This is a genomic window from Wandonia haliotis, assembly GCF_039523435.1.
Classification (GTDB): Bacteria; Bacteroidota; Bacteroidia; order Flavobacteriales_D; family Crocinitomicaceae; genus Wandonia; species Wandonia haliotis.
In genome coordinates this window covers 12698-14942 of sequence record NZ_BAAAFH010000025.1, presented here as the reverse complement: position 1 = coordinate 14942, position 2245 = coordinate 12698, and the positions used below count along the sequence as shown (strand labels likewise).

At 34.6% G+C, this 2245-nt stretch carries 3 protein-coding genes; all 3 read right to left on the bottom strand.

Annotated features, from left to right (window positions below; genetic code table 11):
- Window positions 1-265: hypothetical protein (locus ABDZ97_RS17560; RefSeq protein WP_343791104.1), on the bottom strand; the 265-nt coding region annotated here is incomplete at its 3' end.
- Window positions 266-389: 124 nt separating this feature from the next.
- Window positions 390-1058, bottom strand: coding sequence for a toxin-antitoxin system YwqK family antitoxin (locus tag ABDZ97_RS17555; RefSeq protein ID WP_343791101.1), 669 nt, complete (start codon window positions 1056-1058; stop codon window positions 390-392).
- Window positions 1058-2245 (bottom strand): RHS repeat domain-containing protein (locus ABDZ97_RS17550; RefSeq protein WP_343791098.1); only part of this gene is annotated, 1188 nt, incomplete at its 5' end. The genes ABDZ97_RS17555 and ABDZ97_RS17550, both read right to left, overlap by 1 nt.

Genomic DNA, 2245 nt, shown 5'->3' with positions numbered 1-2245 from the left:
GCTCCACTCCCAAACGAGAAGATCCATACAAATTCCGTTCTGTTAGGTACAGATTGGTCTCACCATCTTCTGCTTTGAGTGTATATACCGTCATTACATTCCCTTGTGCATCTCTAATATAATAGGTTTTTTTGACTCCTGCAACATCTATCACACCAGGAGCAGACTTTGGATACACTGTCTTGGTAATGCGTTGTCCCATTGGGTCGTAATCAAACTCTAAATCAGGTTTTTCACTAAACGCATAACGTTCAATCTTTTTCACTTTACCTGTTACTGTCCACTCGATGTTCTCGATTTCTTCCGTCTTGTCCTGGACAAGCTGTCCGATGGCATCGTAACGGTAGTTATAGGTGGTTTCATTTGTCGATAGGTGATAGTTTGAGACACTACCGCTTTTCTGAACTTATTAAAACTCCTTTATCATATTTATCTTCTTTTATGATTCTTCCTCTTTTATTATAATAAGTCCAAATGCCATTTTTTTCATTTAACCAAAACGCTCCCTTTTTTTCTATTCTACCCTTATTGTCCCAATAGTATTTTACACTTCCATATTCATTATTATACATACAAGATGATTCTATAAGAAAGTTTGAATGAAAAGAGTAATGAGGTTCTCCTAATACTTTTTGGATTGTATCGTTATCAATCACTTCAATGACGTAGTATGCAAAAACGTTTGGAAAGGGGTTGACTTCTACATATAGATTACTCCCAATAACAAGAGTATCTACACCCCTGTTAAAAGAATATAAAGACTGGGAATAATATTTATTACTATCGTCACTTATAGTATCATTCTGAAAATCCACACAACATCGAAACACTACACTATCTAAATGCCCAAAATATGGACTATCCACAGAGATAAAAAATGCACGCTTATATTTATCTGACTCTGAGTTGTTCCGAGGCATTATATCACCTCTGTAACTATCATTATGAGTCATTGAGTCCATTTTTCTCACTTTTATTAAAGGAAATAAATTTTGAGAATGACACTCAAAAACAACAAAAAGCAGCAATAATATACTCAAGTAATTTTTATTAATCATTATTTTTCCTTTGGTAATTCATAGGTAATCGAAACTCTTGCTCGAGATTGTGGATTTGGATTGGATTCTGTAATTCCTATTCTTTTTTCCAAATTTTCAATTACGCTTTTATCATCTGTTTTTGATTTTGCAAGCGTTATTATTTTCTGTTTAATTTCATTCGCTTGCTTTTGAGCATCATCTATAGTCATCCCCTCTTTAAAGGAAACTTTAATATTTAAGTTTAAATCATCTATTTCCAACAAATTGTTTGTAGCTGATATAATTGCACTTTCTTCTTTAGAACCTCCCCCACGATTTGTACTAAAATGGTCACCTTTATCGCTAGGCTCATAAGTTATGATACTTGGAATAATATGAGGTATAGGTATTTTTTGATAGAACACTTCATTCTCCTCTTCTTTATTAGAAAGCGCACTCCAAATATCATCAGTGAACGTAGAAGTCATATATTCACCATCGTTTGCCTCAACACTACTTTTTAAAGTATATCCAACATTAGAAGTTCCTTCTTTTAGATATTTTCCTTCTATCTTTTTATTAACAATTATAGACTCTACTGAGCCGCTTTGTATTTTCTTATTTTGAACGGTAGTACTTATTTCACCAATATTATTAGTTAAATCGTAAGAACCAGGTTCTGTTCCTTTTCTTTGATTTTTTGGCAAGACATAAACTACCCTAATTTGAACATAGTAACCATGATTACCATCAGAAATATAAGTTCGATTAACAAGATATTCCTCTAAACCATCTAAATCAATTGCTTGTATCGGCATATTTCCAGCAAATTGATAGGGGGTATACCAAGGATATGAAGCAGTTAACGGGTCAACACTTAAAAACTTAGCGATTCGTGGATTATAAATCCTAAACCCATAATCGTACTGATTTCCATTACCTAAAACTTCATTATCCATTTCTTTCCCATTAAAGCCATATCTGTAGTCTCCAGCACTCCCATTCCTTTCTGCCATCTGCATCCCAAACGGCATATAATCCGAGTAAGAAACCACATCCGGCTTATAATACGCCAACCCTTCTCCCAAATCAAACTCCGGCAACTTACGATCTGAAATGGTAGCCAGCACATTCCCCAAGTGATTACTCAACTCATACCGCTTATCTCCCACAACCCGCTGTTGATCCGTATTAATGGTTATACTACCTGAACTTGTAGAAGCTAC

Bases quoted from the DNA above. Each gene is read 5' to 3' on its own strand.
- ABDZ97_RS17555 (WP_343791101.1), bottom strand. From the start codon at position 1,058: ATGATTAATAAAAATTACTTGAGTATATTATTGCTGCTTTTTGTTGTT.